General features: G+C 73.8%; 21 protein-coding genes. 9 read left to right on the forward strand and 12 right to left on the reverse strand.

The window, feature by feature from the left end; translation table 11 throughout:
• Window positions 1–22: 22 nt before the first annotated feature.
• From ACMCNN_RS14870 to selB, 4 genes are all read left to right on the forward strand, one after another.
• Window positions 23–1,735 (forward strand): alpha/beta hydrolase, encoded by a 1,713-nt coding sequence (locus ACMCNN_RS14870; RefSeq protein WP_412746789.1) that lies wholly within the window; start codon window positions 23–25, stop codon window positions 1,733–1,735.
• A 172-nt stretch (window positions 1,736–1,907) separates the two neighbouring features.
• Window positions 1,908–2,909 carry an AraC family transcriptional regulator gene (locus ACMCNN_RS14875; protein WP_412746790.1) on the forward strand — a complete coding sequence of 334 codons (1,002 nt, stop codon included), beginning with the start codon at window positions 1,908–1,910 and terminating at the stop codon, window positions 2,907–2,909.
• A gap of 114 nt (window positions 2,910–3,023) precedes the next feature.
• Window positions 3,024–4,319: an L-seryl-tRNA(Sec) selenium transferase gene (gene selA, locus ACMCNN_RS14880; protein ID WP_412746791.1), complete on the forward strand. Its 1,296-nt coding sequence runs from the start codon at window positions 3,024–3,026 to the stop codon at window positions 4,317–4,319.
• A 1-nt stretch (window position 4,320) separates the two neighbouring features.
• A complete protein-coding gene (gene selB, locus ACMCNN_RS14885) occupies window positions 4,321–6,084 on the forward strand; it encodes a selenocysteine-specific translation elongation factor (RefSeq protein WP_412746792.1) in 1,764 nt (587 codons plus the stop codon).
• A 1-nt stretch (window position 6,085) separates the two neighbouring features.
• Here selB and phoU read toward each other — a convergent pair whose 3' ends face one another.
• The 7 genes from phoU to ACMCNN_RS14920 form a co-directional block, all read right to left on the reverse strand.
• Entirely contained in the window at window positions 6,086–6,727 is a 642-nt protein-coding gene (phoU, locus tag ACMCNN_RS14890) for a phosphate signaling complex protein PhoU (protein WP_412746793.1), read from the reverse strand.
• A gap of 179 nt (window positions 6,728–6,906) precedes the next feature.
• Window positions 6,907–7,974 carry a hypothetical protein gene (locus ACMCNN_RS14895; RefSeq protein ID WP_412746794.1) on the reverse strand — a complete coding sequence of 356 codons (1,068 nt, stop codon included), beginning with the start codon at window positions 7,972–7,974 and terminating at the stop codon, window positions 6,907–6,909.
• On the reverse strand, window positions 7,971–8,318 hold the full coding sequence (locus ACMCNN_RS14900; protein ID WP_412746795.1) for a PadR family transcriptional regulator: 348 nt from the start codon (window positions 8,316–8,318) through the stop codon (window positions 7,971–7,973). The genes ACMCNN_RS14895 and ACMCNN_RS14900 overlap by 4 nt, the downstream gene beginning before the upstream one ends.
• Window positions 8,319–8,391: 73 nt before the next feature.
• The gene (locus ACMCNN_RS14905; RefSeq protein ID WP_412746796.1) at window positions 8,392–9,759 is read right to left on the reverse strand and encodes a glutamine synthetase; all 1,368 of its coding nucleotides are present in this window, start codon (window positions 9,757–9,759) and stop codon (window positions 8,392–8,394) included.
• Window positions 9,749–10,963, reverse strand: coding sequence for an amidohydrolase family protein (locus ACMCNN_RS14910; protein ID WP_412746797.1), 1,215 nt, complete (start codon window positions 10,961–10,963; stop codon window positions 9,749–9,751). Before ACMCNN_RS14910 ends, ACMCNN_RS14905 begins: the two co-directional genes overlap by 11 nt.
• A 346-nt stretch (window positions 10,964–11,309) precedes the next feature.
• Entirely contained in the window at window positions 11,310–11,765 is a 456-nt protein-coding gene (locus ACMCNN_RS14915) for a hypothetical protein (protein WP_412746798.1), read from the reverse strand.
• 23 nt (window positions 11,766–11,788) lie between these two features.
• Complete coding sequence (locus ACMCNN_RS14920; RefSeq protein ID WP_412746799.1) at window positions 11,789–13,297, reverse strand: C40 family peptidase; 1,509 nt, start codon at window positions 13,295–13,297, stop codon at window positions 11,789–11,791.
• A 169-nt stretch (window positions 13,298–13,466) separates the two neighbouring features.
• On the opposite strand from ACMCNN_RS14920, the gene ACMCNN_RS14925 reads away from it, so the two are divergent.
• From ACMCNN_RS14925 to ACMCNN_RS14940, 4 genes are all read left to right on the forward strand, one after another.
• Window positions 13,467–14,222 (forward strand): hypothetical protein, encoded by a 756-nt coding sequence (locus tag ACMCNN_RS14925; protein ID WP_412746800.1) that lies wholly within the window; start codon window positions 13,467–13,469, stop codon window positions 14,220–14,222.
• Window positions 14,219–15,571 (forward strand): serine/threonine-protein kinase, encoded by a 1,353-nt coding sequence (locus tag ACMCNN_RS14930; protein ID WP_412746801.1) that lies wholly within the window; start codon window positions 14,219–14,221, stop codon window positions 15,569–15,571. Before ACMCNN_RS14925 ends, ACMCNN_RS14930 begins: the two co-directional genes overlap by 4 nt.
• A 36-nt stretch (window positions 15,572–15,607) precedes the next feature.
• On the forward strand, window positions 15,608–16,465 hold the full coding sequence (locus ACMCNN_RS14935; RefSeq protein WP_412746802.1) for an oxygenase MpaB family protein: 858 nt from the start codon (window positions 15,608–15,610) through the stop codon (window positions 16,463–16,465).
• A 271-nt stretch (window positions 16,466–16,736) separates the two neighbouring features.
• A complete protein-coding gene (locus ACMCNN_RS14940; RefSeq protein ID WP_412746803.1) occupies window positions 16,737–18,119 on the forward strand; it encodes an NADP-dependent succinic semialdehyde dehydrogenase in 1,383 nt (460 codons plus the stop codon).
• A 4-nt stretch (window positions 18,120–18,123) separates the two neighbouring features.
• Here the strand turns inward: ACMCNN_RS14940 and ACMCNN_RS14945 are convergent, their stop codons facing one another.
• The 4 genes from ACMCNN_RS14945 to ACMCNN_RS14960 are packed head-to-tail and all read right to left on the reverse strand — an operon-like array spanning window position 18,124 to window position 23,449.
• Entirely contained in the window at window positions 18,124–18,885 is a 762-nt protein-coding gene (locus ACMCNN_RS14945; protein ID WP_412746804.1) for a uridine kinase, read from the reverse strand.
• Window positions 18,882–19,592, reverse strand: coding sequence for a MerR family transcriptional regulator (locus ACMCNN_RS14950; RefSeq protein ID WP_412746805.1), 711 nt, complete (start codon window positions 19,590–19,592; stop codon window positions 18,882–18,884). Before ACMCNN_RS14950 ends, ACMCNN_RS14945 begins: the two co-directional genes overlap by 4 nt.
• A gap of 56 nt (window positions 19,593–19,648) precedes the next feature.
• On the reverse strand, window positions 19,649–20,764 hold the full coding sequence (locus ACMCNN_RS14955; protein WP_412746806.1) for an NADAR family protein: 1,116 nt from the start codon (window positions 20,762–20,764) through the stop codon (window positions 19,649–19,651).
• 9 nt (window positions 20,765–20,773) lie between these two features.
• The gene (locus ACMCNN_RS14960) at window positions 20,774–23,449 is read right to left on the reverse strand and encodes a glycoside hydrolase family 3 N-terminal domain-containing protein (protein ID WP_412746807.1); all 2,676 of its coding nucleotides are present in this window, start codon (window positions 23,447–23,449) and stop codon (window positions 20,774–20,776) included.
• Window positions 23,450–23,583: 134 nt separating this feature from the next.
• Between ACMCNN_RS14960 and ACMCNN_RS14965 the strand changes: the two genes are divergently transcribed.
• Complete coding sequence (locus ACMCNN_RS14965) at window positions 23,584–24,126, forward strand: YbhB/YbcL family Raf kinase inhibitor-like protein (RefSeq protein WP_412746808.1); 543 nt, start codon at window positions 23,584–23,586, stop codon at window positions 24,124–24,126.
• A 3-nt stretch (window positions 24,127–24,129) separates the two neighbouring features.
• Here ACMCNN_RS14965 and ACMCNN_RS14970 read toward each other — a convergent pair whose 3' ends face one another.
• Window positions 24,130–24,972 (reverse strand): M15 family metallopeptidase, encoded by an 843-nt coding sequence (locus tag ACMCNN_RS14970; RefSeq protein WP_412746809.1) that lies wholly within the window; start codon window positions 24,970–24,972, stop codon window positions 24,130–24,132.
• Window positions 24,973–25,014 lie beyond the last annotated feature (42 nt).

The raw sequence follows: 25,014 nt of genomic DNA on the forward strand, positions 1-25,014 counted from the left end.
CACGGAGGAGGGCGAGGACGCGATGACGACCGCGACACCCCGTACGGAGAGCACGGCGGAGTCCGCGCAGCCCGCGGCGCCACGACGCGGCTGGTGGTGGCGGCTGCTGCACCGGTGGCACTACGGCTTCGTGGGCACGGTCGGCGCGGTGACGCTGTTCTGCCTGTCCCTGACGCCGTCCCTGCTGCCGCGCGGATTCGTGCTGCAGGGCCTGATCAGCGGCATCTCCGCGGCGATCGGGTACGGCCTGGGCGTGCTGGCGGTGTGGCTGGCCGGCAAGCTGGTCAACCGGCCGCTGCCCCCCGCCGAGCGGTTCGCCTGGCAGGTCGTGGGCGGTCTCGCCGCGATCGCCGTGGTGGTCATGATGTTCCTCGGCTCCGGCTGGCAGCACGACGTCTACCGGCTGATGGGCATGGAGCCGCCGCCGCGGCCCGGATTCCTCGTGGTGCTGCCGATCGCGGCGCTCACCGGCGCGGGCCTGGTCGGTCTGATGCGGCTGCTGCGCCGGGGAGCCCGCGCCGCCGGGCGGCTGCTCGGCCGGTGGATTCCCGCCTCCACCGCCGCGGTGATCGCGGGCGTCCTGGTGATCGCGCTGGCGCTCGGGGTGTTCAACGGGGTGGTGCTGCAGGGCCTGTTCACCGTGACGGACAACAGCTTCAAGGAGATCAACGGCGAGACCGAACCGGGTGTCGCCGCGCCGCAGGACCCGACCCGGTCCGGCGGCCCGGGCTCGGTGGTGTCCTGGGCGTCGCTGGGCAAGCAGGGCCGCAACTTCGTCTCGGGCGGACCCACCGACGACCAGCTGCGGGCGTTCGGCGGCCTCGGCGTCCACCACCCGATCCGGGTGTACGCCGGGCTGGACTCGGCCGCGGACTCCCGCGACCGGGCCGCCCTGGCGGTGCAGGAACTGCAGCGCACCGGCGGGTTCGACCGCAAGGTCCTGGTCGTGATCACCACCACGGGTACGGGCTGGGTGAACGAGCAGGCGATCGAGCCGCTGGAGTACATGTACGGCGGCGACACCGCGATGGTCGCCATGCAGTACTCGTACCTGCCGAGCTGGATCTCGTTCCTGGTGGACAAGGAACGCGCCCGTGCCGCGGGCCGCGACCTGTTCAACGCCGTGTACGGGCAATGGTCGAAGATGCCGCTGAACAAGCGGCCGAAGCTGCTGGTATTCGGGGAGAGCCTGGGCTCGTTCGGCGCCGAGTCCGCGTTCGGCGGCGCCGACGACATCCGCAACCGGGTCGACGGGATGCTGCTGACCGGCCCACCCAACCGCAACGAGCTGTGGCGCGAGTACGTCGCCGACCGAGACCCGGGCAGCACCGAGATCCTGCCCGTCTACGAGCACGGCGACACGGTGCGCTTCGCCGGCGACCCCGCCACCGACCTGGACCGTCCCGCCGACCCCTGGGGGAACCCGCGGGTGGTGTACCTGCAGCACCCGTCGGACCCGATCGTGTGGTGGTCGCCGAAGCTGATGGTCAACCGGCCCGACTGGCTGGCGGAGCCGCGCGGCGCGGACGTCTCCCCCAGCATGCACTGGTATCCGTTCGTGACGTTCTGGCAGGTCACGGCGGACATGGCGTTCTCCACCGGGGTGCCGGCCGGGCACGGGCACAGCTACGGCGCGGCGCCGGTGGACGCCTGGGCCGACATCGCCCCGCCGGACGGGTGGACGCCGCAGCGCACCGCCGACCTGACCGCGATCATCGCCCGCGTCGGGGACTGACAACGGGCAAACTCCGCGCCTTGGCCGGATCGTGACCGAAGCGGCATAGCCTCCCGGTTTGTACGGGCTTTTCGGGTGCGGAGCAGACACCCCGGCGTCGTCGGCATCTCCTGCGAGGTCACGACCGCCCCGCCCGGCCCTGCGCGCCCGAACACCGGACCGAGGAGGCGGTGTGCCAGCCACGGAACTCATTCACGACCCGGACCGGCACCGGATCGAGTTCGCCACCACCGACCCCGACCGGGCACACGCGTACCTGAGCACCGCCTTCGGCGACATCACCAGGATCAGCGGCGGCCGCGCCGGCTACCGCTGCCGCCACGTCCGGCTCGGACCCGGCCCGTTCCACGTCGACACTCTCGAGCATCCGATGACCGGCGACTACCGCGTGGATCCGTTGCCGGTGCTGGCGGTCACCCGGGTACGCCGCGGGACACGCATCAACCTCGACCGCGACGACAGGTGCGGGCCCGGCGACCTCACCGTGTACGGCCAGCCCGGCGAAGCGTTCCGTGTCCGGCTCGTCGACTGCGTGACCAACCCCGTGCTGATTCCCACGACAGCCGCCGCGGAGGTGGCCCGCAACCGCCCCGACGACGACCTCGGCCTCCTGCGCTTCACGTCGACCCGGCCCACCGACCCGGCCGCCGCGCGGCGCTGGTTACGGGTCGCGGCCTACGTCGCCGACAGCCTGCGGGCAACGCCGGAGGTGATGGCCGAACCACTGCTCGCCGGTACCACGACCCGCCTGCTCGCCGCGACGCTGTTGACCACGTTCCCCAACACCTGGATCACCGAGGCGCACCCCCGGGATCGCACCGACGCCACTCCGCGCGCCCTGTCCCGCGCAGTCGCCTTCATCGACGGCAACGCCGATCGGGACATCACCGCCGTCGACATCGCCCGCGCAGCGCGCATCAGTGTCCGCGCCGTCGCCCTCGCCTTCTTCCGCCATCTCGCGACCACCCCCATGGCCCATCTGCGCCGCGTCCGCCTCGCCTGTGCCCGCGACCAGTTGCTGGCCGCCGAGCCCGGCGACGGCTCCACGATGCCGGGGATCGCCGCCCGCTGGGGTTACGCCGACATCGGCCGGTTCACCACCGACTACCGGCACGCCTACGGGCAGCCACCCCGGCACGCGGGAGGGACCACCGCGCGCCCGCACGATCGATAGGACGGACGCACGGCCGCCCGACCGGTGGTGCCGTCCCGGCGGCCGCGCCGCTCCGGTTACCGTGTGCCTGAGGCGAGCGCCACCCGATCGCCCCGGCGGCGAAGGAGGCGACGCGTGCCCACGGTGGATCCGCGACGGCGGGTTCCGCGTACGGATGTGGTGCTGGCCGATCCGCGGCTGGTCGCCGCGGCGGCGCGGCTGGGCCGTACCCCGGTGAAGGCGGCCGTGGCCGCGGCCCAGCAGCGGGCCCGCACGGGTGAGCTGGCCCCGGAGCTGGTCCCGGACGCCGCGGTGGCGGCGCTGCCGCCCACGCCGGGCGGGCTGCGGCCGGTGCTCAACGCGACAGGGGTCGTGCTGCACACCAACCTCGGCCGCGCCGCGTTGTCCGGGGCGGCCCGCGCGGCCGTCGCGGCCGCCGCCGGGCACACCGACGTCGAGCTGGACCTGGTGTCCGGGCGCCGCGCCCGCCGCGGCCGCACCGCGCTGGCCGCGCTGGCCGCGGCGGTCCCCGACGCGCAGGACGTGCACGTGGTCAACAACGGCGCCGCCGCGCTGGTGCTCGCCGCGACCGCGCTCGCCGCGGGCCGCGAGATCGTGCTGAGCCGCGGCGAGCTCGTCGAGATCGGCGACGGCTTCCGGCTGCCCGACCTGCTGGCGTCCACCGGCGCCCGGCTGCGCGAGGTGGGCACCACGAACCGCACCACCCGCGCCGACTACGCCGACGCGGTCGGCCCGGACACCGGCTTCATCCTCAAGGTGCACCCGTCCAATTTCGTGGTGCGCGGCTTCACCGGCGCGGTGGAGGTGGCCGAGCTGACCGGGTTCGGCGTGCCGGTGGTCGCCGACATCGGCTCCGGCCTGCTGGCCCCGCAGCCGCTGCTGCCGGACGAGCCGGACGCGGCGAGCACCCTGCGTGCGGGCGCCGACCTGGTCATCGCCAGCGGCGACAAGCTGCTCGGCGGCCCGCAGGCCGGCCTGCTGCTGGGCGACCGTACGGTGATCGAGCGGCTGCGCCGCCACCCGCTGGCCCGTGCGCTGCGGGTGGACAAGCTCACCCTGGCCGCGCTGCAGGCGACCGTGGCGGGACCGGAGACACCGACCTGGCAGGCGCTGCGCGCCGACCCCGACGCGCTGCGCGAACGCACTGAACGCGCTCGGGCGGCACTGGCGGGGGTCGACGTCATGGTGGTCGCGTCCGTCGCGGTGGTCGGCGGGGGCGGCGCGCCGGAGGCCGAGCTGCCGTCGTGGGCGCTGTCATTGCCGGAGGAGTACGCGGCGCCGCTGCGCCGGGCCGCCACCCCGGTCGTGGGGCGAATCGAACGGGGCCGCCTGCTGCTGGATCTGCGCTGCGTGCCCGCCGACGCCGATCCGGCGCTGGTGGCCTCGGTACGGGCCGTGGCGGAGCGCTGACGTGCACGTCGTCGCCACCGCCGGACACGTCGACCACGGCAAGTCCACACTGGTCCGCGCGCTGACCGGGATGGAACCGGACCGGTGGGCTGAGGAACGCCGCCGCGGCATGACCATCGACCTGGGATTCGCGTGGACGGCGCTGCCCTCGGGCGCCACGGTGGCGTTCGTGGACGTGCCGGGCCACGAGCGGTTCGTGCCGAACATGCTGGCCGGTGCCGGCCCGGTGCCCGCCGCGCTGCTGGTGGTCGCCGCCGACGAGGGCTGGATGCCGCAGTCCGCGGAGCACCTGGCCGCCCTCGACGCGCTCGGGGTGCGGCACGGACTGCTGGTGGTGACCCGCGCCGACCTCGCCGACCCGGAGCCCGCGACCGTCCGGGCGCGGGCCGAGATCGGCGCGACCTCGCTCGGCGCCGTGGAGGCGGTGGCGGTCAGCGCGGTCACCGGCGCGGGACTGGACGACCTCCGGGCCGCGCTGGACCGGCTGGTGGCCCGGCTGCCGGAGCCGGACCGCGACGCACCGGTACGGCTGTGGATCGACCGGTCCTTCACGATCAAGGGTGCCGGGACGGTGGTCACCGGGACGCTGGGCGCCGGGCGGCTGCGGACCGGCGACGAGCTGGAACTGACCGGGATACCCCGGCCGGTGCGGGTACGCGGGCTGCAGGCGCTCGGCGTACCCGCGGACGAGGTGGGCGCCGTGGCGCGGGTCGCTGTCAACCTGCGCGGCGTCGAACGGGCCGCGGTCGCCCGGGGCAGCGCGCTGCTGAGCCCCGGCCGGTTCCGCGCCACCGACCTGATCGACGTACGGGTGCACGGCGAGCCCGTCGCCGACCTGCCCGCCACGCTGATGCTGCACACCGGGGCGGCGGCCGTACCCGTGCGGGTGCGGCCACTCGGCACCGACACCGCACGGCTGCGGCTGGGCAGCGCGCTGCCGCTGCGCATCGGCGACCGTGCCCTGCTACGCGACAGCGGCCGCCGCTACGTCGCGGGCGGGGTGACCGTGCTCGACGTCGCGCCGCCGGGGCTGTCCCGGCGCGGCGCGGTGGCGGCACGGGCCACGCAACTGTCCGGGATGGACGGCACCCCGGACCTGGCCGGTGAACTGCGGCGCCGCCTGCTGGCCCGCCGCGCGGACCTGGCCGCGATGGGTGTGCCCGGCGCGGGCCGGGCGGAGGTGGCCGCCGGGTGGCTGGCCGACCCGCGGCACTGGGCGCGACTGCGGGAGCGGCTCGCCGAGGAGGTGACCGAGTACGCCCGCGAGCACCCCCTGGAGCCCGGCATCCCCACCGAAGCGCTGCGACACCTGCTCGGCCTGCCCGACCGGGCGCTCGTGGACGCCCTGGTCGGGGCGCCGCTGACGGTACGGGGCGGCCGGGTCACCGCCGGGGCGTCCGGGGTGCCGCCGGAGCTGGTCGCGCTCGTCGACGCCGCGTTCGCCGACCTCGACGGGCGGCCGTACGCGGCGCCGGAGGCGCACCGGCTGGCCGAGCTGGGCCTGGGAACCCGGCAGCTCGCCGCGGCGGCCCGCGCCGAGCTGGTGGTGCTGGTGGCCGACCAGGTAATACTGCGGGCCGGGGCACCCGAGCGGGCGGCGGGGGTGCTGGCGAGGCTGCCCCAGCCGTTCACGCTGAGCGCGGCGCGGCAGGCACTGGACACCACCCGCCGGGTCGCGGTGCCGCTGCTGCAACTGCTCGACTCGCGGGGCGTCACCCGCCGCCTGCCCGACGACCGCAGGGTCCTCGCCGCAACGGCGGGTTAGCTCAGTCGTCCTTGCCGCTGGCCAGGAAGACCACGTACCGGCCGACGTTGACGGCGTGGTCGGCGTACCGCTCGTAGTAGCGGCCCAGCAGCGCGCCGTCCACGGCCGCCTCGACGCCCAGCGGCCAGCGCGGGCTGAGCATGACGCTGAACAGTTCCCGGTGCAGGTGGTCCATGGCGTCGTCGTCGCGGTCGAGCTGGGCGGCCAGCACGGCGTCCTGGTCGGCCAGCGCCGACACGATCTTGGCGGACAGCCCGTCGGCCACCGTACTCATCGAGCGGAACAGGTCGGCCAGCTCCGGCACGACCGCGGGCGCCGGGTGGCGGCGCAGGGCCGCGCGGGCCACGTGTACGGCCAGGTCACCCATGCGTTCCAGGTCGGCGGCCACCTCCAGCGCGGTCAGCACCTTGCGCAGTTCACCGGCGACCGGCTGCTGGCGGGCGACCAGGTCGTAGACCCGGTCCTCGACGACGCGGTAGAGCACGTCGATCTCCGCGTCGCGGACGGTCACCTGCTGGGCCATGGTGTGATCCGAGGTGAGCAGCGCGCTGCTGGCCTGCCGCATCGCCTCCCGGACGGCCTTGGCCATCGTGACCAGCGTGCGGCTGACCCGGCTGAGCTCGTCCTGCAAGTCCTCGCGCATCGCTCTCGCTGCCTTTTCAACGGCTGCGGCGTCCGCCCGGTCCGGCACGGCCGGACCGGTTGTCCCGGCAGGACGGGGGGTCCGCAACAGGGGGTGGTGTCGGTCTACCTTGGATCCTTTCAGACGGATTCCGACGGACTCGTGCGGGACCCTCAGCGGGAGCGGCCGGACCCGATCCGTCACCCGCTCGTGGCGGCCGTCCGGGTGGCGTCCGCGGAGGGCAGGTGGCGCAGCCGGTGGGCGGCGGTGCCCGCCAGCACGGCACCGGCGGTCACCAGCACCACGCTCTGCACGACACCGATCGTGACCGGCACGGCGCTGTCGTGCGTGTACATGCTCGCGCGGACGTAGTCCAGCACGGAGACCAACCGCAGGACCAGCACGGGCGGCACCAGCAGGGCCAGAGCCAGCGGCCAGGCCGGCGAGCGGTCGCGCCGGACGGACAGCACGGCCACGGCGGCGGCCGTCAGCCCGGCGCACCACAGGCCGGGCCAGTCGGCGAGCGCCAGGACCAGCTGCTCCCGGCCGGGCCAGGGCTGGGTGGCCAGGCCGACGGCGACCGCGACAGCCGCGCCGACGAGCAGCGCGATCAGCCACGGCCGGGCCCGCATCGGCGGTGCGTCCGGGCCGAACGCGGCCAGGGCGAACAGCGGCAGGGCATGGAAGATCAGGAAGCACACCCGCGCGGTGGTGACCCCGCCGTTCGACGCCTGGCTCATCGTCAGGACACCGTTGACCAGCACGGGCAGGAAGGCCACGGCGGCCAGGAGGCGGGCCGCGCGGTGGTGGCCGTGCACCGCCGACAGGTACGCCGGGAGCCACAGCAGAACCGTGAAGCTCCACAGTGCCACCCAGCGGCTGCCGAAGAACGCGGGCCCCGCGTCCGGCAACGGCATGGCGCCCGGCAGCTGCTTGAGCGCCCAGGCGACGAGGATGACGCCGGACAGGGCGCCGATCGCGTGGGCCAGCAGCCCGATCAGGGCGACACGGCGCACCGCCTCACCCCAGGAGAACGGGCGGGGGGCGGCACCGGCCCCGCCCAGGCGCACCCGCACCGCCAGGGCGGCGATGCTGGCCGCCTCGGCGATACTCGGCCGGCTGATCTCCACGCCCTCGGGGTCGTCGGGGGCGGCGGCGTACGCGGCCTGCATGAACGAGGCCACCATGTCCTCGCCCCACGCCTCGCGGTAGTCGGCGGGCAGCAACCGCAGCACCATGCGGTACCGCTCCTCCAGCAGACTGCTCATCCCATTCCTCCTGCGGTGGCGGGGCGGTGTGCGGCCAGGCGCCGGGTGGCGGCCTCGGCGTTGGCGGCCTGCCGGGTCGCCTCGGTGGTCAGCGCGTCGAGGCCGGAGTCGGTGAGCCGGTAGTAGCGGCGCAGCCGGCCCTGGTGCGGCTCCTCCCTGTCGAGTTCGACCAGGCCGTCGGCGACGAGCCGGTCGAGCACCCCGTACAGCGTGCCGATCTTCAGGCGGACGCGGCCGCCGGACAGGTCGTCGACCTCGCCGACGATGCCGTAGCCGTGCCGGGGCTCGTCGATCAGCGCGGTGAGGATGAAGAACGCGGGTTCGGTCATCGCTCTGGCAGCCATGGCCACAATATAATGGCTTGCAGGATATCTGGCAATCCACGCCAGTGGATCAACCCCTCAGTGGATCCAGCGCTCAGTAGATCCAGCGCAGGGCCGCCGCCACCTCGTCGTCGGAGGCGCCGCGCAGCCGCTGCGCCTCGGCCCGGCGCACCGCCAGCACCGCATCGGCCAGCAGGTCACCCAGCGCCTCCCGCAGCAGCGCCGCGGCGGCGAAGGCGTCGGCCGCCTCATCCAGGCTCGTCGGCAACCGGCGGATGCCCCGCGCCGCCAGCTCGTCCGCGGAGAACCGGGCCGGGTCGCCGGTCACCGGCGACGGCAGCCGCAACTCCCGGCGCCGCCCGTCGAGCGCGGCGCCGATCAGCGCACCGAGCAGCAGGTACGGGCTGGCGGCCAGGTCCACGCACTTCACTTCCAGGTTGGCCGCCGCGTCCTCGGCGCCCGCGTTCCCGGTGACCAGGCGCAGGGCCGCCTCCCTGGTCTCGTGGCCCCAGCAGGCGAACACCCCGGCCCAGTGCGACGGCACCAGCCGCAGGTAGCTCGCCACCGACGGCGCACCGACCGCCAGCAGCGCGGGCAGCAGGTCCAGGATGCCCGCCGCGAGCCCCTCCGCCTCGGCGGTCAGCCCGTGCGGGCCGGGGCCGCCCGCGAACACGTTGCGGCCGTCGCGAGCGGCGGACAGATGCACGTGGCCGCCGTTGCCCACCCGGCCCGCCAGCACGGTCGGAGCGAACGACGGGCGCAGCCCGTGCCGGTGCGCCACCGCCCGGATCGTCTGGCGCACCAGCAGGCTGTCGTCGGCGGCACCCACCGGGTCACGGGCGGTGACGGACAGCTCGAACTGGGCATCGGCGTACTCCGGGTGCAGCTGTTCCACCTCGACACCCTGGGCGTCCAGTGCGGACAGCAGGTCCCGCGCGTAGTCGCTCAGTTCGACGAGCCGGGTCGCACCGTACGCGGGTCCGGTGCAGGCCGGGACGAACTCGTCGGTGCCGGCCCGGCCGAGCGCCCACTCCACCTCGATCGCCATGGTGAAGCTCAGCCCCGCGGCGGCCGCGCGTGCGGTCATGGCCTTCAGGAAGCCGCGCTGGCAGCCGGGCCAGACCTCCCCCGCCCGGGTGTACCGGTCGACCGGTGCCCACGCCCAGCCGGGCTGGGCGGCCAGCACGGTCAGCCGGTCCAGGTCCGGCACCAGGCGCAGGTCACCGTCGGGGCCGCCCAGCCGGTCCGTGGCGGTGATCGAGTCGTCGCTGAGGAAGACGTCGAAGACCGGCGACATCCCGACGCCCCAGCGGGCGGCCCGGGCCAGCCGGGCGACCGGCACGGTCTTGATCCGGGTGACCCCGGCGGTGTCCACGTACGGCAGCACCACGCCGTGCACCCCGTCCAGGCGCAGCCGTCCGGCCAGTTCCTCGGCCCGTGCCGCGCCGCCGTCAGCGACCATGATCCGCTCCTCTCAGCCGGTACACCCGTGCGGCGTTGCCCGCGCCGACCATCTGCGCCACCCGCCGCGCGTCGGCGGCCGACCACCGGCCCGCCGTCACCCACCCGCCCAGCACCTCGGCGACCGCCTCCCGGAACAGGGCGGAACCCACCAGGTGCAGTTCCGGCAGCCCGAACGCGTCCGAGGAGTACAGCACCTTGGGGAACGGGGCCAGCTCCAGCGACTCGGCCAGCACCGCGGGCGCCCGCGCGCCGACGTGGTTGAGGGCGAGCCCCACGTCCAGGTAGACGTGCGGGAACACCTGGGCGAGGTAGGCCGCCTGCCGGTGATACGGGTAGCAGTGCAGCAGCATGATCGCGACGTCGCGGTCGCGTACCGCGCGCAGGAAGCCGGTCAGCAGCGCGGGATCGGCGCGGACCAGGTCGAGGTCGGGGTCGCCGAATCCGGTGTGGATCTGCACGGGCAGGCCGCGTTCCACCCCGGCCCACAGCACGTGCCGCAGCAGTACCGGATCGTCCAGCCGCAGGCCCGCGGGGTCCGGCGTGCGGGGACGCGCGTCACCCGGGCTCACCTCGTGCGGGCCGGGGCTCACGTCGCGTGGGCTCCGCTTGCGCGGCGGGCCCGGCCGCGCGTCGCAGGGGCCGGCGCGCTGCGGTGCCGCCTCGGCGCGGCGCAACCAGCGCCCGGCGGCCGTCCGTACCTGCGGCGCGGTGGGCGGCTCGGGCGCGATGTCCAGGCCGTGCCGGTAGGCCAGGACCGACTTGACCGCCACGGCGTCCGCTGTGGCGGCGGCCAGTGCGTCCGCGTACGCGGCGGCGAAGCCCCCGGCGGTGACCCCGCCCGCGGCGACGCGTTCGGCGACGGTCTCCAGCCGGACCACCTCCGCGGCCCGCGCCCCGGCCGCCGCGCCCAGCTCGGCCGGGGTGAGCAGGTCCGCGGCGCGGAAGCCGGTGTCGACCAGGAACGTGCCGACCCCGGCGGCGCTCAGCAGCCGCCGGTTGACCTCGGCGGGTCCGAGCCGGGCCCGCTGCGCGAGGTATTCCTCGGCCGGGGCGTGCGGTTCCAGTCCGAGCAGCGGGGCGCAGAACCGGCGGATGGCGAAGCCGAGCTGCGAGTCGAGGCTGGTGCAGCCCGGCGGGGCGGGCCGGTCGGATTCGGTGGCCAGCAGCTCGAAACCCGCGCGGTCCAGGGGTCCGCGCACCACTGCGTGACAGTGGTGATCCACCAGCTGTACGCCTTCGAGCATCGCCGCCCCTGGTCGGCCCGGGCACCGCACCTGCCCGCCGATTGTCGCGCGCCGCCGGCCCGAACCGGACGGGACGCGCCGCCGGGTCCGCGCGGTGGGACCGCACGACGCGATGCCCGGCCCGCAGACTCCGGCGGCCCCGTTCCCGCCGACCCCCGTTGACCGGCGGACGGGGCCTGCCCGCTGACCCCGGTCGACCGGAGGGTGGCCCTGCGACCTCCGGTACGGCCCTGCGACCGGAGGTCGCGGGGCCGTACCGGCCGGGGTCGGCAGTGCGGCCGGAGCCGGTGTCAGCCCCGGCCGCTCAGGGGGTGGGGAACGGGAAGAACGGGATGCCGTCGCAGGAGCGCAGCCCGGGCACCGGGGCGTAGTTGCCGCCGCCGGAGACCTTCGTCGCCGGGAACCAGCCCCAGCCGCTGTGCGCGTACCCGTCATCGCCCTGGGTGTACAGCCAGTAGTTGTTGCGGGCGCTGCCGACGGACGGGTTCTCGTAGCCGACCCACTGCTCCTGGCAGACGAACCAGCTGGTGCCGGTGTAAAGGTAGCCGGAGTTGGCGCCGCTGTTGCGGACGTAACCGGCGGAGTAGACGTTGCAGTTGGTGGTGCCGTACGTGTTGCCGAGGTAGTCGGTGTGCGAGCCGCCGGAGCCGGAGCAGCCGTTCGGGGCGGCGGCCGCCGGGCCGGTGGGGCCGAACGTCCCGCCGGCGGTCAGGCCGACCGCGGCGAGCACGCCCAGCGCGAGGCGGGTGATGCGACGCATGATGATCCTCATCTCGGTACGGGTCAGCAGTTCGGGATGACGGTGCCGTTGTTGTCCCTGGCCTCGTCGTTGCCCCACCGGCTCAGGTAGTACGCGGACACGTACTGTTTGCCGGGCCCGACGTCCGGGTCGGTCCTGAGCCACCAGTGGTTGTAGGCGCCGTTGGCGTCGCGGATCTCGCGGCCCCGGGTCTTGCAGTACACGTAGTTGCGGGCGCCGTAGAGCGTGCCGGTCGGGGCGGTGCTGGTCGGCGAGGCGTACACGGACGCGTTGGCGAACGTGTCCACCCAGTACGTCGAGGCGGGCGGGGTGGTGCCGCCGGAGCACGTCGGGATGACCGTGCCGTTGTTGTCCTTCGCCTCGTCGTTGCCCCACCGGCTCAGGTAGAACGCCGACACGTACTGGTCGGCCGGGCCGACGTCCAGGTCGGTCCTCAGCCACCAGTGGTTGAACTGACCGCCGTCACGGATCTCGCGGCCCCACACCTTGCAGTACACGTAGTTGGTGCCCGTGTTGAGGGTGCCGGTCTGGCTGGTACTGGTGGCCGACGCGTACCCGGCGGCGTTCGCGAATGTGTCCACCCAGAACTTCGCGACCCCGGGCGGCGCGGGCGGGTTCGCGGTGCAGTCCCGGATGACCGCCCCACCGTTGTCCTTCGCCTCGTCGTTGCCCCACCGGCTCAGGGAGAACGCCGACACGTACTGGTTGGCCGGTCCGGTGTCCGGGTCGGTCTTGAGCCACCAGTGGTTGAACTGGCTGCCGTCACGGATCTCCCGGCCCCACACCTTGCAGTACACGTAGTTCGTGCCCTGGTTCAGGGAACCGGTCTGGGTGGTGCTGGTCGGCGAGGCGTACACCGCCGCGGTGGCGAACGTGTCCACCCATGCCTTGTCCGGGTCGCCCGGCGGGGGCGGCGGCGTCGGCGTGCTGCCGTCGGGGTTGTAGAGCCGGATCGCGCCGTAGTAGTCGCCGTAGCCCAGCACGGGGCTGACCTTGACGTAGTCGCCCGAGTTGGGGGCCTCGACCATGTAGCCCTGGCCGATGTACATGGCCACGTGGTGGATGCCGGACGCGGAACCCCCGTAGAACACCAGGTCGCCGGGGAGCAGCGGGTCCAGGCCGGACGAGCGGTAGAAGCGGGCCACCGCGCGGCGGGAGGCGAACTGCGACGCGGCGGTGCCGTTGATGATGTCGGAGCCGACCGCCAGGTAGTACGCGTAGCGCACCATGCCGGAGCAGTCGAGGCCACGGACGTGGCAGTCGTCGGGTGCGCCGTTGGAGGGGTCGCAGACCCCGTACGTGATGCCGGGGGTCGCCCCGTGCCCGCCCGCCCAGGCGTACGGCGTACCGATCAGGCCGCAGGCCCTGTTCACCGCGGTGTTGGCCTGCGCGGCCGCGCCCGACTGCTTGACCCCGCAGCTGGGCGCCGCCGCGGCCGGTACGGCGCGGCCGCCGAGAACCACGACCGTGGCGGCCAGCAACGCCAGCACCGAGGCAGCGACGGCCGATCGCCGCCGTGTCATGCTGCCCATCGGCGCTCACCTCCTTCTCTGTTCGAATGACGACTTCGGATGCCGGGAGTATCGGAAGGTGGTGGCGCGGCGCGGAACCTGCGAGTCCCCGGGATGTGCATCCCGGGTATTCATGCTCACCGCTGCCCCGCTATGTTGGTGCCGGTCGGGGAGGCGAGGGTTGGGCACCGTGCTGGTTCACGTACCCGCGCAGCGCGGGCGTCCGGCGTGCTCGCTGCAGCTGAGCGCGGGCGAGACGGCCCGGTTCGGGCGCGGCGAACCACAGTGCCCGGTCGGCATCGAGCTGGCCGACCCGGCGGTTCCCCGCGTCGCCGGCGAGATCCTCACCACCGGGTCGTACTGGCAGCTGAGCAACCTGAGCCGCGAGCAGAGCCTGGTGGTGGAGAACCCGGAGGGTGCCGGGGAGTACTTCCGGGTGCCGCCCGGGCGGCTTGCGGCCCCGGTGCCATTCGAGTTCAGCCGGGTGGTGCTGGCCACCCGCTCCGGCGTGCTGGCGTTCCAGGTGTACGCGCCGGACCACACGTACCTGGATCCGCGGACCGTCGCCACCCGGCCGGGCGCGGCGACGGTCAGCCCGTTCTCCCTCAACGAGGACGCGCTGTACTTCCTGGTCCTGGTGGCGCTCTGCGAGCCGCGGCTGCGCGACCTGTCCACGGTGGCCGTGCCCACCACCCCGCACGTGGTCGAGCGGCTGCGCCGCCACCCCGGCCACCCGGGCCTCACCGCCTCCGCGGTCAGCTTCCACATCGACTACCTCGCCGGCAGCAAGCTGCGGGTGAAGCCGCCGGAGCAGCGGCTGGACTGGAAACGGGAGACCCTGGTGTCGGTCGCGCTGCGCTTCGGCCTGGTCCGGGAGAGCCATCTGGCGCTGCTGCCGCCGCTGTCGGCGGCCGCCGACAGCGCGGCGCCGGGGCTGACGCGGTGAGCGGCCCGGCCACCGACCGCGACTGGGCGGTCCGGGTCCCGGTCGGCTACCGGGTCGGCGGCTGGGAGGTCACCGCGCCCATCGCGGCCGGCAACTTCGGCAGCGTGTACGCGGCCCGCCACGCCGAGCACGGCGACGAGGCGGCGCTGAAGTTCGTGGCGACCGGGCCGGTGGGCCAACGGCAGTTCCGTGAGCTGCAGGAACTCGCGCAGCGGGAGGTGGAGTTCAGCCGGCACGCCGCGCACGCGCACATCGTCACGATCCTCGACTCGCTGGTGGTCGCCGACCCGGACGCGGCTTTCGACGGCGCGGTCGTGCTGGTGATGGAGCGGGCCGCGGGCAGCCTGCAGGACCGGATCGACGAGGCGGCCGGCGACGGCCCGGTCCCGGACGCGGCCCGCCTCATCGTCGAGGTGTGCACCGGGCTGGCGTACCTGCACCAGGCCGGCTGGGTGCACGGCGATCTCAAACCGTCGAACATCCTGCTGCGCCCGGACGGCTCCGCCTGCCTGGCCGACTTCGGCCTGGTCACCCGGCTCGACGGCACCCACGGCTACGGGCCGCCGCTGGGCTCGACCGACTACACCCCGCCGGAACGCGCCGACGACCGCCTCGGCGAGCGCGGCGTGCGGGTACGCCCCAGCGGCGACGTGTGGGCGCTGGGGGTGACGGCGCATCAGCTGCTCACCGGCGGGACGTTCCCCGTACCCGGCGCGACCCCCGGAGTGCGGGCGGCCGCCGCGCAGGAGTACGCGGCCGGCCGTGCCCCGCTGCGCCTGCCCGGCGACCTGGACGAGGGCTGGCGGCGATTCCTCGCCGGCTGCCTGGACCCGGACCACGCCCGCCGCCCCGCCGCCGCGGACCTGCTGGAGCAGGCCCGCCGCCTGAACGCCGCGGGCGGCGGACGCTCGCGCGGCCGGCGGGCCCGCCTGCTGGCGCTGGTCCTGGTGCCGCTGGTGCTGCTGGCCACCGCCGGGACGTTCTGGGCGATCGGCGATCGCGGCGGCCGGGCGGCTCCGACCCCGCCGGGTGTCACGCTGACGGTGTACAACGCCGAGTCGCCCTGCCGGGAGAACCCCGAGCGGCCGCGCAGCTGCAGCATGGGGCTGGCCGTGGACCCGCACAAGCCGTACGCGGCGGGCAACGTGTCGCAGCACCGGGTGTGGCACGGCGACCGGCTGCTGGCCGACTGCGCGCTGTACGACGGCCAGCGCGTCGCCGACGAGTACGGGGTCGGCTCCACCACGTGGTACCGGGTGGCCACCGACGTGGACGCCTCCGGCCACGCCTGGCTGCCCGCGGTACGCACCCGCGACGACCTGCGGACGCTGCCGACCTGCCCGGCGTGAACAGCCTCCGGGGCTGCAGACCAAGGATGGATGATCATGCTGCACCGTCGGGGACGCTACGATCGGCTGGCCGACATCCGCCGCCGCGACCCGGTCGCCGAGTATCACCCCATCTACCACGCGACTGCGTTGTACGAGTTCCCCTTCGATTCCCGGATGGGGCTACTGCTGGCGTTCTGGCGCACCTTTGCCGTGCCGTCGATCGCCGAGATCCTGGCCGGCACCGGCGAGATCATCCACCGCACCGACCGCCGTGCCGACGACACCGGCATCCTCATGTACACCCTTGTCAAGTACGGTCTCGACCACCCGGACGGGCGCACCGCCACACGGCGGCTCAACCAGATCCACCGCCGGTTCACCATCAGCAACGACGACTACCGGTACGTCCTGGGCACCTTCCTTTTCGAGCCCGCCCGATGGATCGACCGGCACGGCTGGCGGCCACTGTGCTGCCACGAACGCACCGCCATGCTGACGTTCTACACCACCCTCGGCCGACGCATGAACATCACCGACATCCCACCGACGTGGAACGCCTACAAGTCCTTCTACGACACCTACGAGGCACAGCAGTTCGCGTACACCCCGGCCGCGGCGCAGCTGATGACCGCCACCCACAGCCTCCTCGGCCCCCTTCCCCGGCCCCTGACACCCCTGACCGGCGGCATCATCCGCGCTCTGCTGGACCCGCCGCTCCGCGGGGCCACCGGGCTCGCCGCGCCACCCGGATGGGCCGGGCTGCTCCTCACCGCCGGACTGGGCGGGCGGGCCGCATGGCTGCGACACGGCGCACGACCCCGCAGCCGCGGCTGGCTAGCGGAAGGAGTAGTGGGGAAGACCTACCCACACGGCTACGACCTCGCCGCGCTGGGCCCGTCCGGACCGGAGTGACCTTCGGCGGTGGGCACCTCCCCGAGGGCGACTTCAATCTCGGCCCGGGCAGGCCGGGCAGGCCGGGCAGGCCGACGAACAGCCGCCGCCGGGTCTGGTCGGCGCTCGTGAGCCGGTGGCGAGGCGTGGGACGGGATGGGATGTCACGGGCCCGCGCGCGGCGTCCGGGCACGACCGCCCGCGTGGGTGTCGAATCGGAAGCGGCCGGGAAACCCTCGGTTGACGGCGGCGGGCGCGGGGTAGTCCCGCCGAAAGGGAGAGGTGGTGCCCGATGACGATCGCGACGACGAACCCGGCGACCGGCGAGGTGCTCAAGACGTTCGACCCGATGCCGGCCGAACAGATCGACGCGGCGCTGGCCTGCGCCGTGACGGGCTTCCGCGACCTGCGGGACACCTCGTTCGCGCAGCGGGGTGCCTGGCTGCGCCGGGCCGCGGACCTGTTGGAGGCGGAACAGGACGACCTGGCGGCCCTGGTCACCCTGGAGATGGGCAAGATCCTGCCGGCCGCCCGCGCGGAGGTGCTCAAGTGCGCGGCGGCCTGCCGGTTCTACGCCGAACACGCCGAGGGGTTCCTCGCCGACGAGCAGGCCGACGCCGCGGCGGTCGGCGCGGTCCGCGCGTACACCCGGTATCAGCCGCTGGGTCCGGTGCTGGCCGTCATGCCGTGGAACTTCCCGCTCTGGCAGGCCATGCGCTTCGCCGCCCCCGCGCTGATGGCGGGCAACACCGGTCTGCTCAAGCATGCGTCCAACGTCCCCCAGACCGCCCTCTACCTGGGTGAGCTGTTCCTGCGGGCGGGGTTCCCGGAGGGCGCGTTCCGGACCCTGCTGATCCCCTCGGACGCCGTCGCGGCGGTGCTGAGCGACCCGCGGATCCGCGCGGCCACCCTGACCGGCAGCGAGGCCGCGGGCCGGGCCGTCGCCGCCACGGCCGGGCAGGCGCTGAAGAAGACCGTGCTGGAGCTGGGCGGCAGCGACCCGTTCGTGGTGCTGCCGTCGGCGGACGTCGACCGCGCCGCCCGGGTGGCCACGACCGCGCGCTGCCAGAACAACGGCCAGTCGTGCATCGCCGCCAAGCGGTTCATCGTCCACGACGACGTGTACGACGCGTTCGTGGACCGGTTCGTCGCGCACATGTCGGCGCTGACCGTGGGTGACCCGGCCGCCGAGGGCACCGAGATCGGGCCGCTGGCCACCCGGCAGGGCCGCAGCGACGTCGACGCGCTGGTCCGCGACGCGGTCGCGCGGGGCGCCACGCTGCGCTGCGGTGGCCGGCCGCCGACCGGGCCCGGCTGGTTCTACCCGCCCACGGTGCTGACCGACGTCACGGCGGAGATGCGGATGTTCGGCGAGGAGGTGTTCGGCCCGGTCGCCGCCGTGTACCGGGTGAGTTCGTACCGGGAGGCGGTCGCGCTGGCCAACGCCACGGCGTTCGGGCTGGGCGCCAACGCCTGGACCACCGACCCGGCCGAGCAGGAGCGCCTGATCACGGACCTGGAAGCCGGAGCCGTGTTCGTCAACGGCATGGTCACCTCGTACCCTCAGCTGCCGTTCGGCGGGGTCAAGGATTCCGGGTACGGCCGGGAGCTGTCCGCCGTCGGGATCCGCGAGTTCTGCAACCTCAAGACGGTGTGGGTGGGCGGCCCGAACTGATCGGCTACCCCCCGAGCACGTCACCCCGGAGGATCCGAGGAGCGTCGAAGTCCTGGTTGTCGATCAGCACGCCGGCGCGGTGCTGCGGTGCACACGCGCCGAAGTAGAGGCGCTGGCCCTCCACGTAGCGGCGCATGCTCGAATGGCGGGGATCAGGATGGGAACCGTCGCGGCCCGCCATCCGCCGGGCGGTCACGCGGAACGGCACGTCGAGGAAGACCGACATGTCCCAGGAACCGACAAGCTCGTCGCGGTGCAGGAACAGCCCGTCGACGACCAGTACCGTTCCCGGTGCCGCGGTGAGCGGCTCCGGTTCCAGCATCGAGTCCGTCTTCAGGTCGTATGCGGCCGGCCGGTAGCGCCGTGAGCCGCCGGGCCCGAACGGCGTCAACACATCGGCGTCGAAACGCGGGTAGTTATACGAATCCTCCCAGAAGCCGCGCGGTGAATCGCGTCCCTGCCGATACCGATCCGCACGGACGTTGAGGAAGTCGTCCAGCGATACCCGCACCACCGGGCGCCCCAGATCGCGCAGCGCCGCCGAGAGCTCGTCCGCGAACACGGTCTTACCCGCCCCGTCGGCACCGTCGACGGCAACCCGCACACAGCCGTCACCATCCGGCGCGGGAACGCCCTGCGCGACCCGACCGATCACCGAACGCCGTTGCTCGGACACCTCCACCACCGGGCCAGTCTCCCGGGATTCGGGGCCCCGATCGAATCGTTGCCGAGCAACGCGACGTCGCTGAACGGCGTGGCGGATCATGCCTGACTGAGGTCGATGAGATTTCCGTCCCGGTCGCGGACGCACGACGTGCGGGGCTTCCAGGCAAAGTCCGTCGGCGGACGGACCTCCCTCGCGCCCGCCTCAAGCGCGCGGTCGTGCGCGGCGTCGACGTCATCCACGAGCAGCCCGAACCGGCTGCCGTCGCGCTCGGATGCCGGCGCGGCGCCCTCCTCCAGCGTGATGAGGAAGAACCGGTCGCTGCGGTACGTGCCGAATTGCAGGGACGAGATCGCCTCGTTGAACACGACGTCGAACGCAGCCGTGTAGAAGGCCGCCGCCTCCTTGACGTCACCCACCCTGATCCGGATCTGGACCGGTCGAACGGCCTGCAGTGCGGGCATCGGGTTTCCCTTCTCGATGAATTCGTCGACGGCGAGAATTCGCTGCGACAGCTCGCGCATCTGAGCGACCAACCGCTCCCGGTGGCCGTCGAGCGTGGACCCGACCTGTCCCGGTGTCCGCCCCACCACCGCCCTGACCTCATCGATCGGCACACCGACGGCACGCAGGCCACAGATCATGCGCGCGTCGTCGAGTTGGCCCCGGCGGTAGCGCCGATAGCCGGTGCCGGCGTCGACCCGGGCGGGCTTGAGCAGGCCGATCTCGTCGTAGTGCCGAAGCGCGGGGATGGTCAGTCCGGTCGCCGCGGCGAACGCACCGATGTTGAGCAGATCATCTCGGTTCACCCGTCCAGCTTCGAGCCTCAGGTCGCAGGAGAGTCAAGGCCCGCGACGGCGCGACATCAAGTGACCGGTTGGGGGATGAAGCCCGCGCGTTGTGCCACAATCTCGGCCCGGACAAGCTCGAGCAGCCGACCGAGCCAGTTCCGTCCTTTCACCCCGCCGCTCCAGTACGCGGAGCTGATGTTGTATTCGATGCGGGCATCGCCGGTCGCGAGGAGCACGTCCGCCAGTTCCGGGTGTTGGGTGAACTTCGCACGCAGGATCGCGTGCATGGCGGTCAGACGAAGGCGGGGCCAGTCCTGCCGCAGCGGCGCCCGGCCGACGGCGCGCTCGACACTGAGGGCCATCACCGTGTCGTGGATCGCCGTACGGGTGCTCTCGTCGGTGGTGGCGAGCCCCCAGTAGGCATGCACCGCGCTGGCGTACGTGTCGCCGCCGATGTCGACCGTGGCCGGGTATTCGTTGCGCAGACACTCGATCCCCGGTTCTGTCGGCCATTTTCCGGGGACGGACGCCAGCTTGACCGTGGGGTCCTGTGCCTGGTCCGGGCCGTCGGCAGGGCGGTTGTCGTTCCATTCCCTGACCGATCTCTCGTAGTCCTCGAAGTACTGGTGGGCCTGGACGTGCATCGCCTCGGTGACGAGTTCGTCGTGGGTAGTGTGCTCCCCGATCGGTGTGCACAGCACCCGCAGCGGCCAGTCCTTCGCGTCCATGTCACCGAGCGCGTAGTGGCGCACGTGCTCGGGAACGGCCAGGTATGCCGCGCGCAGTGGTTGCCGGTCGGCCTCCGCTCGGGTCTCGAGGTACCGGTCCAGCGCCTGCAGGCAGCGGTCAGTGGAATCCGGCCGGCCATTGAGCTGGTCGATCTCGTCCGCGACTTCTCCGAGGAGTTCCTCGGCCGTCACCCACATCTGTGGCTCGTCGAAGCGCCAGCTCGCGAGGTCGTGGGCCGAGGCCTGCATCCCTGGCTCGAGATGCGTGGCGACCCGGCCGGTCTCCAGCTTCTCTCGCAGCCCGTCGAGGTCGACCCAGTCCCAGCATTTGATCGCACCGTCAGCAAAGATCAGCAGGTCGGTCAGGAAGTAGGCCGGACCGTTGCGGATGAAGACCGGCCGCCAGCTGCCCTCGATCTGTTCACCGTCGACGACCCGATAGGTTCTGTTGTTCCGCGCCACCGGCGCAGTTTAGGCGGTGCCCGATGGTGGCTGACCCGTGATCACCCGGGTCAGCAGCGTGCCCGCGCGGGCGGGCGTCCCGGCCGCCTCGGCGTGGTCGGCGTCGGCGATGAGTGCCGCCCACTGCGGCGGCGTACCCCCGGACCCGACCTGCGCCTGGGCGGCGTCACGCAGCACGGACAGCACCGCGTCGCGCACCGGCCCCGTCGCGCCGGGCGCGGTCAGCGCCCGCTGCGCCACGGCCACCGTGCCCGCGTCGCGGCGCAACGTCCCGTCGGGCTGCCACCGTCCGGGCGCCAGCAGCGCCGCGACCGCCGGGGACGGCCGGGCACCCGCGGCGGCGGCGACCCGCTCCCGGCCGGGGTCGGTGCGCAGCCCCCATCCGTACGGGAACAGCGGCCGGTAGTCGGCGTCGCCCACGTTGATCGGCACCTGGGCGGCGGTGCGGGGCCAGGTCACCGGCAGCCGTCCCGTGAACGGGCGGCGGCCGAACAGGACGTCGGCCACCCCGGCGCCCTCGCTGCCGGGCAGCCACGAGGCGACCAGCGCGTCGATGTCGCCGAGCTGGTCGGTGAGAAGTTGCGGGCGGCCGGAGACCAGCAGCACCACGCAGGTGGGCAGCGCGGCGCACACCTTGTCGACCACCGCCCGGTCGCCCGGCTGCAGGCTCAGCGACTTCGGCTCGGCCTGCGGCGGGGTGCACCAGGTGCAGGCGGGGCCGCCGACGTCGCCGTACCCCTCCGCGTACGGGGTCTCCCCCACCACGACCACGCCGACGTCGGCGCCCGCGGTCGGCGCGGAGGCGTCCGCGCTGAACGTGACGGTGGCCTGCGGCGCCACCGCGCGGATGCCCGCCAGGATCGTGGTGCCCGCGAAGGCGGCACCCGAGCGGCCCTGCCAGTCGAGCGTCCAGCCGCCGGCCTGGTTGCCGATGTCGTCGGCGGTACGCCCGGCCAGGTAGATGCGCGCGTCGGGGCGCAGCGGCAGCGCGTGGCCCCGGTTCTTCAGCAGCACCTGGGACTGGGCGGCCGCCTGCCGGGCCAGCGCCCGGTGTGCGGCGCTGCCGACCTCGCCGAGCCGGTCGGCGGGCGCGTACGGATGCTCGAAGAGCCCCAGCGCGAACTTGGCCCGCAGGATGCGGCGCACCGCGTCGTCGATGCGGGCCGTGCTCACCCGCCCGGCGGTGACCTCGTCGTGCAGCAGTTGCTCGAACCGGGGCGCGGTGTTCGGTTCCATGAACATGTCCGTGCCCGCGTTCACCCCGGCGCGGACCTGCCCGGCGGTGGGTTTCGGCGCGTCGGCGGGGGCGGAGGGGTCGGGCAGCTGGTGGATGGCCTCCCAGTCGGAGACCAGGAACCCGTCGAGGCCGATGTCGTGCTTGAGCACGCCCGTGATCAGGTCGGAGTTGGCGTGCATCTTGATCGGGTTGCCGAGCCCGTCGGCGGTCCAGTCCACACTGGAGAACGACGGCATCACGCTGCCCACACCGTGCTCGCGCACCGCGGCCCGGAACGGCGTCAGGTCGATGCGGTCGAACTCGGCCCGGTCGGTCACGGTGACGCCCTGGTCGATGGTGTAGTTGCCGGAGCCGGTGCCGAACTCGGTGTCGCCGTCACCGGCGTAGTGCTTCGCGGTGGCCAGCACCCCGTCCGGTGCGGCCAGCCGGGAACGGCCGGGGCCCTGCAAGCCGTCCACCGCGGTGGCCATCCGGGCCACCAGCGCCGGATCCTCCGCGAAGCTCTCGTACGCGCGGCCCCACCGCTCGTCGCGCGAGACGCACAGGCAGGGGGCGAAGTCCCACGGGATGCCGGTGGCCCGGACCTCCGCCGCGGTGGCGTGGTAGACGTCCTCCACCAGGGCGGGGTCGCGGCTGGCGCCCAGCCCCACGTTGTGCGGGAAGATCGTCGCGCCGGACACGTTGCCGTGCCCGTGCACCGCGTCGATGCCGTAGAGCAGGGGGATCTGCAGGGGGGTGCTCAGGGCGTACGACTGCAGGGTGTTGATCATCTGCACCCAGGCGGCCGGGGTGTTCGGGGTCGGCACGGAGCCGCCGCCGGAGAGCACAGAGCCCAGCCGCCACTGGGCCACCAGGCTGGGGTCCTTGGCGACGGCGGCACGTTCGGCCTGCGTCATCTGCCCGATCTTGTCGGCGAGGCTCATCCGTCCCAGCAGGTCGGCGACCCGGCGCTCGACGCTCAGCCCGGGATCGAGGTACGGCAGCCCGTTGGCGTCGATGATCACCAGGGGCTGCCGGGTCACCGTCACGCCCGAGGCCGCGCGCAGGCTCACCGGCAGCGTCTCGGCGGTCTCCGCGGCGCCGTCGGCCGAGACGGCCAGGGTGAACCGCTGGGACGAGCCGGAGGCGCTGCCCGCGGGGAACGTGACGGTGCCGGAGGCCGCCGGGTAGTCCGCCCCCGCGGTGGCGGTGCCGGACCCGGTCGCGTAGTGCACAGAGGCCGAGGCGTCCAGGGGGCGGCCGTCCGAGGTGGTGACCACGACCGCGACGGCCGCCCGGCCGCCCTCGGCGGCGCGGTACACCGGCTGCTGCGCGGCGATGGTGACGGCCTGCCCGGTGGGCCGCGACGTCGCCTGCGCGGGGCTGAGGGCCACCGCCAGAACGGCCGCGCCGAGCACCGCGACACGCCGCCGGACGACGTGATCCAGCGCCGGGAACCGTGCCCGCATGCCGTCCTCCTCGATGTCCGCCGACCCCGCCCCGGGGCGTCACCGCCCGATACTGCTCAATCACTTCCAGTGACGTCAATATGACCGGTGCGTTTCGCGGCGATGCCTGCCCCGATGGGAGTTATGGTGCGAGGATGCGGTCCCTGGCTGCGCTGATCACCATCGGCACGCTGACCGGCCTGATGGCCGGTTGCGGCGGATCGAGCCCCGGGCCCGCCACTTCGGCAGCCGCGATGAGCATCGCCGTGACCAGCAGCGCCTTCGCCGACGGCGGGGACATCCCGGCCCGGCACACTTGCGACGGGGCGGACGTGTCACCGCCGCTGACCGTCGCCGGCCTGCCGTCCGGGGTGCGCGAGCTGGCCCTGCTGGTCGAGGACCCGGACGCGCCGCACGGCACGTTCGTGCACTGGGTGGCATGGGGCATCGACCCCGCCGGGGCGGGGCTCGCCGAGGGCGAGAAGCCGCCGGGTGCGGGGACCAACGGCTTCGGCCATTCCGGGTACGGCGGCCCGTGCCCGCCCCGCGGCCCCGCACACCGGTACGTCTTCACCGTGTACGCGCTGTCGCGCCCGGCGGGGGCGCGGGCGGGCGCGAGCGCGGCGGACCTGCGTACCGCGATCGACGGCGCGGTCCTCGCCGAGGGCACCCTGACCGGCCGGTACGCCCGCCCCTGAGCGCTACCGGTCGGTCGTACTGAAATGCTGGTAGTCCTTCAGGGTGCGCCACCGCCCGCCCCAGGCGAAGCCGTTGGCGCTCAGCGCCCGGACCGCGCCCTCGGCGTGCACCATGCCGATCAGGTACTGGTTGCGCCGCACCCACCGACCGGCCCCGGGCGGGTCGAGCACCGCGCCCTTGACCATCGGGTTCTGCAGCGGGTTCAGGTCGATCGCCAGGCCGTACGCGTGCTGCGACCAGACCCGCGAGCCCGCGACGCGGCGGCAGGCGTACCCGGAGGTCTCGACGCTCGACTGGTCCGGCAGGTTCAGCCACTGCGGCGCCATCACCATGATCCGGAAGCGCCACCGGAACAACGTGGCGAACGTCTGCTGGGTCTGCGCCACCACGTCCCGGTGCACCACGATGCTGCCGTCGTGGTACTCGCCGCGGAAGTCGATGTAGGACACCCAGACCCGCCGCAGCTGCTCCGGCGGCACCGGGCACCGGGCGGCGGGATCCCAGCCGATGGACTCCGGGGTGACCGGCTCGACCCGGGTCCGCCAGCTCGGCATGCGGGAGGTCGGCGGGGTCAGCCGCAGCGTCTCGTCCACGTGCACCGGGTAGGGCGGGACGATCTGGTTCCACCGGCCGACGTCGGCGGCCCGCAACCCGTTGGCGGCGGCGATCCCGGCCATGGTCTCGCCGGGCGCGACCACATGCCACACCGACCGGCGGGCGGCGACGACCGGGACGGCCCCGGACGCCGCGGCGGGCCCGGACGCGGCGGCGGCGGGCCCGGCCGCGGCGGCCGTCGGGGCGACGCAGAGCAGCGCACTCACCAGGGTCAGCAGCGATCTCGGCACGGCCCGACGCTACGAACGCGGCCACCGGTCGCGGCGACCGAA

This window comes from Krasilnikovia sp. MM14-A1004, from assembly GCF_047159485.1.
GTDB lineage: Bacteria > Actinomycetota > Actinomycetes > Mycobacteriales > Micromonosporaceae > Actinoplanes.